Source organism: Alkalicoccus luteus (assembly GCF_012034335.1).
Lineage (GTDB): Bacteria > Bacillota > Bacilli > Bacillales > Salisediminibacteriaceae > Alkalicoccus > Alkalicoccus luteus_A.
The window spans coordinates 123,748-131,518 of record NZ_JAATHJ010000009.1; the positions used below are offsets into that span (position 1 = coordinate 123,748).

The window sequence follows — 7,771 nt, forward strand, 5'->3', positions numbered from 1 at the left end:
GAGGTTGAAAAAGAATGGACATGTCTGTTTCGAACGATGCTGCTGTTCATATGAAACGTGATATGGAGGTAGAGAACGGCGCAAGCATCCGCTTTTTTGTCAGGTATGGGGGCTGTGGAAATATACAAACCGGTTTCTCATTAGGAGTTGCCATAGATGAACCGGTGGAAGCTGCAGCATCCGCAGAGTCTGAGGGCGTCATCTTTTACGTAGAAGATAAGGACAGCTGGTATTTTGGGGACCGTCCGTTTTACGTCGAATGGGATGAAGCTGCGGAGGAAATCGCGTTTCGTCATGGAGAACTTGTATGAAGCGTAAGCTGATCATTGGCGTAGCTGTGTTTTCTGTCTCAGCACTTGTGATATATTTAATGTTGGATATCTTAACAGAAGTTCCTGTTGAAGTGGCTGTGATGACTGCACTTGCAGGGGGATTTCTGCTGGAATGGAGCTATTTTCAGATGAAAGGCTCCGCCTCTGCCGATAAGCAGAACCGGTAGGCGGCCGCAGGCCGCCGCTGAATACGTATGGGGGAGATGGCACGTGTGAAACAATTTTTGTTTGTTGCGCTGCTTCTCATCACTTCCGCCTGTGCATCGGCGGAAGAACGGGACAGGCTGGAAGTCGGCCTCCTGCTGACTCACCCGATCGAAGAGCAGGAGTGGAACCGTCAGGGCTATGAAGGAGTTCTGCAGCTTCAAAGCGACTTTGATGCTGAGGTGCATGTGATGGAAGGCGTGACGAATTTTGAAGAAACCGCAAACGCGGTTGAACAGATGGCAGAAGAGGGGGTAAACCTCTTGTTCGGTCATGGCTCTATTTATTCAGATATGTTTCTGCAGCTGAACGAAGGATATGAAGATATCCACTTTATCAGCTTCAACGAAAGCGCATCTGCAGAAAATGTTTCAAGCATGCACTTTGAAGGGTATGCTATGGGATACTTCGCCGGAATGCTTGCAGCTGAGCAATCGGCGAGCGGTCACATAGCCGTGATCGGTGCCTTTCCTTATCAGCCGGAAGTTCAGGCTTTCGCTGAAGGGGCTCGCTGGCACAATCCTGATATCCAGGTCTCGGCCCGCATGACGGAAAGCTGGGTCGATGAGGGTGCAGCTGTCGGGTATCTTGATGAGCTTGCAGATCAGGATGCAGACGTGTTTTATACGGCCGGAGACGGATTTTCAGAGGCTGCAATCGAGCGGGCGGCTGCGCGTGGAGCGTATGTAATCGGGTATGTCACCGACCAGTCATCGGTAAGTCCGGAGACAGTTCTGACGAGTACGCTTCAGCACGTGGATGAGCTATATCTGACGGCCGCAGACCGGTTTCGTAACGGCACGCTTGAGCCTGGGCGTCATTCGTTCGATTTTGCAGAGGAGGCCATTTCCCTGGCCCCTTATGGACCAGCGGTAGAAGAAGAAACAAGGAAATGGATGAATGACGTGGTTCAAAGCTATGCGGAAGACGGAAAACTTCCACATGAGAGCCAACAAGAGGAGGAATAGTCTATGAAGGAATACACGCTTGCCCCGGTGTCGTCAAGGGAATCGATGCATCTGCTGGGAGGTGTTATTCAGACGCGCGAAAAGCTGCTTGAGCTGATCGCGGAGCTGAATGAAGAGGACATGCACCATCAGGTATCAGACTTTCCCAGCATCGCAGGCTATGCGCTTCACCTTGCTCAGATTGAATGGTGGTGGAATCAGGCTGTCCTGCGGGAAACAAGCGTAACAGACGAAGACCGTGAACGGTTCCTCTTTAAAGAAGAACAAACCATCCATTGTCCTGTCCACATTGAGAAAAGCTTTCTGCTCGCGAGGCTTGGAGAAGCCCGTATTCAGACACGCGAATACTACTATGCCCTTTCCGACCAGGAATTCAGGCGGGCGGATAAGAAGCCTGCAGGAAGCAAGACAGAGGAAGTGTACTCGCCCGAATGGGTGCTTTGGCATTTGCTGCATCACGAGAGCTATCATATCGGGCAAATGTACATGCTTCGCCGCTGGATTAACGGACAGCGGGAAAAGTGGGATCACTTTAACACACCGTATCTTTCTCTTTGACCATTAAGAAAAATAAGCTTATATGATCAAGTTGAACGAAACGCATCGACTGAAAGGACGTGCTACGTTGGCAGAGAACAGACAAGCAATGGAAAAACTGGCCCGCCGGGTTACGGACGGCTATGAAGCCGTTCACGAAAAAAAGTATTCAAGAGCCAGACAGCTGCTTGAACCGCTCGTACCGATGCTGCACAGCGAGTCAAAGCCTAATGTCAAGCTGCTGGCTTACACTGCTATTGCGCAGATTGGGGATCGGCAGGTAGAGCCCTTTCTGGAGACGTATGAAGAGTTAAAAGCTCAGACGCCCGAAGACGAACGCGAACAGGCACTTGTGACACGAGTAGATGAAATGTTCACGGTTCTGATGGAGTCTGTCGCAGAAGAGCAGGATAACGACTGAGCCAGTCCCGTTACGGGGGCTGGTTTTTTTTGTGATTTTCCTGGCAGCACACAGCATCCGGACAGAAGAGGCAAAAAAATAAAGCGTAGTGCTGTCACGTGCTTGGTATGCTTCGTATCAAAAATAACAACGATATGCTATTTTAAAAAAGCGTGCAGCCTGCTGGAACGGAACATCTGAACCGGGTTGCAATTTTATTAGTACTAGGTCATAATCATAGATATAACAACCAGCAGCGAGGAGGAACAGGCATGCGAGTAGGATTTTGGGGTATGGGCACATACGTCCCCGAGCATGTGATTACAAATAAAGATCTAGAGCAGCGTATCGACACGTCTGATGAATGGATTCGGACGCGAACAGGTATTAAAGAGCGGCGGATCGCGTCAGACGACGTCGATACGTCACATATGAGCCTGTATGCAGCACAGGAAGCTCTTGATAATGCAGGTATAACAGGCGCTGATCTCGATATGATTATCGTCGCGACCGTTACACCTGACCGTTCGTTTCCATCGGTCTCAAGCATGCTTCAGCATCAGCTTGGAGCACATCGTGCAGCTGCAATGGATGTCAGCGCAGCGTGTGCCGGTTATATTTACGGACTTGTCACCGGAAAGCAGTTTATTGAAACAGGCACATATAAACATGTACTCGTGATCGGAACGGAAAAGCTTTCAAAGGTCGTCGACTGGGAAGACCGCAACACGGCTGTTCTGTTTGGTGACGGGTCCGGTGCAACAGTACTCGGCCCTGTCTCTGACGATAAAGGAATCCTGTCATTTGAACTTGGTTCTGATGGGGCAGGCGGGGAGCACATCAGTATGCAGGACCATCTTTTTATGAATGGCAGAGAAGTGTTTAAATTTGCTGTCCGTCAGATGGGTGAATCATGCATTAATGCAGTGGAGTCAGCAGGACTGACTAAGGAAGACGTTGACTTTCTCGTGCCTCACCAGGCAAATATCCGCATCATGGAATCAGCCAGACAGCGGCTCGATCTGCCGGAGGAAAAGATGTCTAAGACGGTTGACCGGTATGGAAATACCTCTTCCGCATCCGTTCCTCTTTCGTTAAAATATGAATTGGATCAAGGAAACATAAAAGATGGAGATCTTGTCGTATTAGTCGGCTTTGGAGCCGGACTCGTATGGGGCTCCGTTGCACTCAGATGGGGAAAATAAGGAAAAAGGAGCGACACAGCTATGTCGAAACAACGAGTAGTCATTACAGGAATTGGTGCACTGACACCGCTAGGAAACAGTGCTCAAGAGTCATGGGACGGCATCCGTAACGGCCGTTCAGGCATTGATACATTTAACCGTTATGAAGAAGCAAACTTTCCTGCCAAAGTAGCGGGTGAGGTAAAGGATTTCGATCCAGGTACGTTTATGGACCCGAAAGGTGCCCGTAAAATGGACCGCTTCACTCAATTTGCAGTTGCCGGAGCCCGGATGGCTGTGAAAGATGCCGGTCTTGACATTCATGAAGGCAATGCCGGGCGGATTGGGGTCTGGATCGGATCAGGTATCGGCGGCATGGAAACGTATGAAAAGCAGTTCCGTCTGTATGAGAAGCGCGGCTATCGCCGGGTTTCGCCATTTTTTGTGCCGATGCTGATTCCGGATATGGCCTCCGGTCAGGTGTCCATTGAGCTCGGGGCAAAAGGCATTAATTCCTGCTCGGTGACAGCCTGTGCATCTGGAGCTAACTCGATTGGCGACGCCTATAAGGTCATTGAACGAGGAGATGCGGATGCCATGATCACCGGAGGAGCTGAGGCGCCGCTGACTGAAATGTCCTTCGCCGGATTTTCTTCAGCACGGGCTCTGTCCACGAATCCGGATCCGGCTTCAGCAAGCCGCCCGTTTGATAAAAACCGGGACGGCTTCGTAATGTCAGAAGGTACAGGAATTCTGATTCTGGAATCTCTGGAATCGGCTCAGGAGCGAGGCGCACACATTTATGCAGAAATCATCGGCTATGGTGCCACTGGTGACGCTTATCACGTAACTGCGCCGGCGCCAAAGGGTGAAGGTGCGGGCCGGGCGATGCAGCAGGCGCTGGATCAGGCCGGAGTAAAGCCTGAGCAAATAGATTACATTAACGCTCATGGAACAAGCACCGAGTATAATGATAAATATGAAACAGAAGCCGTTAAAGGCGTTTTTGGCGACCATGCTTATAAGCTCGCCATGAGCTCTACAAAGTCAATGACCGGTCATTTACTGGGAGCAGCAGGTGCGATCGAAGCGATCTTCGCTGCGAAAGCGATCGAAGAAAGCATTCTTCCGCCGACGATCAACTGTGAGAATCAGGACGAAGCGTGCGACCTCGACATCGTTTCAGGTGAGGCGAGGAGCGCTGAGCTTGACTATGTGATGAGCAATTCTCTTGGCTTCGGCGGACACAACGTTTCTCTTTTATTTAAAAAATACAGCTGATAAGAAGGAAGTCTCTTAAAAAAGAGGCTTCCTTTTTTATCGCAGATGCCTGCTCCGGGTGCGATAAGTAACACAGCTCAGTTGATCGAACATCTCTTCTCCGTCTGCAGGCTGAGAAAGAAACCGTCGACAGGTGATAGGCAGGAGAGATTGCTTCGCTTATAATGTAAGTATTAGGAAAATAGCGGATCGGAGGGTGAAGGGGATGAGAAAAATAATCGGGCTGATTCTGCTTGCATCAGGAGTCGTCTTTTTAGCAGTAAACAGTGGCTGGATTTCGCTTGGGACAGATCGGATCTTTTTATTTGGAGCGGCAGTGACACTGACTTTGCTTGGGTTGAAATGGACAGCGGAAGGCTTCTTTGCGATGATCCGTTCGTTCAAGCGGGACAGGCGCCACATCGGGCTCTTGCTGTTCGGATTATGGACTATATCTGCAGCGGCCGCACTTGGATATAACCAATATACGCCAGGGAGCTACAGTTTGCAGGATGTTTGGAACTGGACGTGGCCGGTCTTTTTGTTTTACGCCGGATTTAAGCTGTTCTTTGACCGGGATACGACAACGGTTGTGAAATGGGAACCTGGAATGAAGCCTGGAGAAAAGGTTAATAAAAAGAAAAAGAAGAAAATGCACGGTTCGTTTGATGGGTTTTCAGGAGGTGCGGAAAAAACCGCTCTCGGCGATATGTCCATTGGACGTCAGCCGTGGGAGCCAGCCGGGAGGCGGCTGCAAATGGGGGCAGGCAGTGTCGAGATTGATTTCACCAAAGCGATTCTGCATGAAGGGGACAATCAAATGCATATCAGCTGCGGCATAGGCAGTGTGGAAATTCAAGTGCCGGAAGGGATGGCCATCTCTGTGCGGGGAGCGGTTAAACTGGGTGAGGTAACAATTTTTCATGATTCCCAGGCCGGCTCGGGCAGAACGGTATCCTTTGTAAGCGAAGGATTTCATGAAGCAGAAAGACGGCTCGTGCTGCATATCGCTGTAGGACTTGGAGACCTGGAGGTGATTCAGGTTGGCTGAAATCGAACAAAAACGAAAACCATCCGGCCTTTTCTGGTCTTCGATGCAAGTTCAGTTGAAATCAGCTGCTGCCGGACTTTTGCTTTTCACTACAGTTCTTTTCCTTACTGCAGTTGAAACAAATACAACGATGCTCATTCTGACGGCAGTGCTAAGCTTCGTTCTGCCTGCTCTGTTTTTTCATTATCAGCGTGTCAGAACAGAGAAAAGAAGAATGCTGCAATATTTGGCTGCTGTGAAGCAGAGACGCCGCGGGGCGGGCAATACGTTCCCTGAGCCGGAGGAAGATGAGCTTGGCAGACTGATGCAGGAAGTGACCGGCATGATTGAGGATGATGAACAACAGGTTGCTTGATTGAAAAGATTGCTTAACGAAAATGCAGCGCTTCTGGAAGAGCGGGAGCGGGGTGCCGGACAGGAAGAAAGGCGCAGGCTTGCAAGAGAACTTCACGATTCAGTGAGTCAGCAGCTTTTTGCTGTCTCCATGTCAATGAGTGCGATGCCTAAGCTTATTGATAAGGCTCCCGGAAAGGCAGTACAAACAGCTGGGAGTGTGACAACAATGATTCAGGAAGCGCAGCAGGAACTGCGGGCGCTGATCATGCAGCTCCGGCCGGTTACGCTGGAAGGAAAGCCGTTAAAAGAAGCAGTAGAACAGCTCTTTTACGAATTGGACGCTAAGCATGAACGTATTCATTTTCAGGCAGACACGTCTGGTATTCCGGTATGCTCTAAAGGGGTGGAAGAGCATATATTTCGTGTACTTCAGGAAGGTATATCCAACGCGCTGCGTCACGGGAAGCCAACTGAAGTGATACTTAGTGCCACCGCAGGTACAGGAAAAACGATGATTGTGTTAACGGATGACGGCAGTGGATTTGACCCTGAGGCGGTTAAATCGACGAGCTACGGTCTGATGACGATGAGGGAGCGCATGGTCGAACTAGGCGGTCACATGACAATAATATCCCGGCCGGGTAAAGGTACACGGCTTGAATTTCGTCTGCCAAAGGAAAGAGGTGAAGCAGTGTGACGATTCGATTGTTACTCGTAGATGATCACGACATGGTGCGGCTTGGTCTGTCTACTTACTTATCGATGGAAGAAGATCTGGAAGTTGTAGGAGAAGCTAAAAATGGAAAGGAAGCGCTGATGCAATCAGAGGCACTTCATCCTGACGTTATTCTGATGGATCTGCAAATGGACACGATGAATGGTATTGAAGCTACAGCAGAATTGCAAAAGCTTCAGCGTCCGCCAAAAGTAATTGTACTCACAAGCTTTCTGGACGATGAGATGCTTTACCCGGTGCTCGAGGCCGGTGCCTTCAGTTATTTATTAAAAACGTCCACAGCCGAGGAAATAGCTGCTGCAATCCGGAGCGCATCAAAAGGTGAGTCCGTATTCGCCTAGTCTGTTACTTCGAGAATGGTGGAGGGAATGAGGCGCCGGTCGAAAGCTAAGCATAGCGAACTGACGAAGCGGGAGCTGGAAGTGCTTCTGGAGCTTGGTCGCGGCAAAACCAATCAAGAAATGTCAGAGGACCTTTTTATCGGCATCAAGACAGTGAAAACGCATGTCAGTAATATCCTGCAAAAACTTGAGCTCGAAGACCGGACGCAGGCAGCAATCTATGTGCATGAACAGAGATTGCTTGATCAAACCGAAAAATCCGGCAGGTAATGCGTAAAGAAAATCACACTGATGAAAGGGGCTGTCTCAAAAGCCCTTTATGAAACAAAAAAAGCGGTGCCGGATGTGTCCGGTTCCGCTTTTTTTGGAATGAAATGAGAAAAAGACAAAAAAACAGCAGAAAGCCGAGCGGCTCCCGGCCA

General features: G+C 49.7%; 10 protein-coding genes and 1 pseudogene. All 11 read left to right on the top strand.

The window, feature by feature from the left end; all coding sequences use genetic code 11:
• The first annotated feature begins 14 nt into the window (after positions 1–14).
• Positions 15–311, top strand: coding sequence for a HesB/YadR/YfhF family protein (locus tag HCN83_RS08440; protein ID WP_205774551.1), 297 nt, complete (start codon positions 15–17; stop codon positions 309–311).
• Positions 308–499, top strand: a complete 192-nt coding sequence (locus HCN83_RS08445) for a hypothetical protein (protein WP_168006279.1) — start codon at positions 308–310, stop codon at positions 497–499. The genes HCN83_RS08440 and HCN83_RS08445 overlap by 4 nt, the downstream gene beginning before the upstream one ends.
• Positions 500–544: 45 nt before the next feature.
• On the top strand, positions 545–1,504 hold the full coding sequence (locus tag HCN83_RS08450; protein ID WP_168006281.1) for a BMP family ABC transporter substrate-binding protein: 960 nt from the start codon (positions 545–547) through the stop codon (positions 1,502–1,504).
• A gap of 3 nt (positions 1,505–1,507) precedes the next feature.
• On the top strand, positions 1,508–2,062 hold the full coding sequence (locus HCN83_RS08455) for a DinB family protein (protein WP_168006283.1): 555 nt from the start codon (positions 1,508–1,510) through the stop codon (positions 2,060–2,062).
• Between the two features lie 67 nt (positions 2,063–2,129).
• On the top strand, positions 2,130–2,462 hold the full coding sequence (locus HCN83_RS08460; protein WP_246238155.1) for a hypothetical protein: 333 nt from the start codon (positions 2,130–2,132) through the stop codon (positions 2,460–2,462).
• Between the two features lie 251 nt (positions 2,463–2,713).
• Complete coding sequence (locus HCN83_RS08465; protein WP_168006287.1) at positions 2,714–3,646, top strand: beta-ketoacyl-ACP synthase III; 933 nt, start codon at positions 2,714–2,716, stop codon at positions 3,644–3,646.
• Between the two features lie 21 nt (positions 3,647–3,667).
• Complete coding sequence (gene fabF / locus HCN83_RS08470) at positions 3,668–4,906, top strand: beta-ketoacyl-ACP synthase II (RefSeq protein ID WP_168006289.1); 1,239 nt, start codon at positions 3,668–3,670, stop codon at positions 4,904–4,906.
• Positions 4,907–5,111: 205 nt separating this feature from the next.
• A complete protein-coding gene (gene liaF, locus HCN83_RS08475) occupies positions 5,112–5,936 on the top strand; it encodes a cell wall-active antibiotics response protein LiaF (RefSeq protein WP_168006291.1) in 825 nt (274 codons plus the stop codon).
• Positions 5,929–6,291, top strand: a complete 363-nt coding sequence (locus HCN83_RS08480) for a hypothetical protein (protein WP_168006293.1) — start codon at positions 5,929–5,931, stop codon at positions 6,289–6,291. The genes liaF and HCN83_RS08480 overlap by 8 nt, the downstream gene beginning before the upstream one ends.
• Positions 6,292–6,969, top strand: coding sequence for a sensor histidine kinase (locus HCN83_RS08485; RefSeq protein WP_168006295.1), 678 nt, complete (start codon positions 6,292–6,294; stop codon positions 6,967–6,969).
• Positions 6,966–7,619 (top strand): annotated as a pseudogene (locus HCN83_RS08490) (response regulator). Before HCN83_RS08485 ends, HCN83_RS08490 begins: the two are co-directional and overlap by 4 nt.
• The last annotated feature ends 152 nt before the right edge of the window (positions 7,620–7,771 follow it).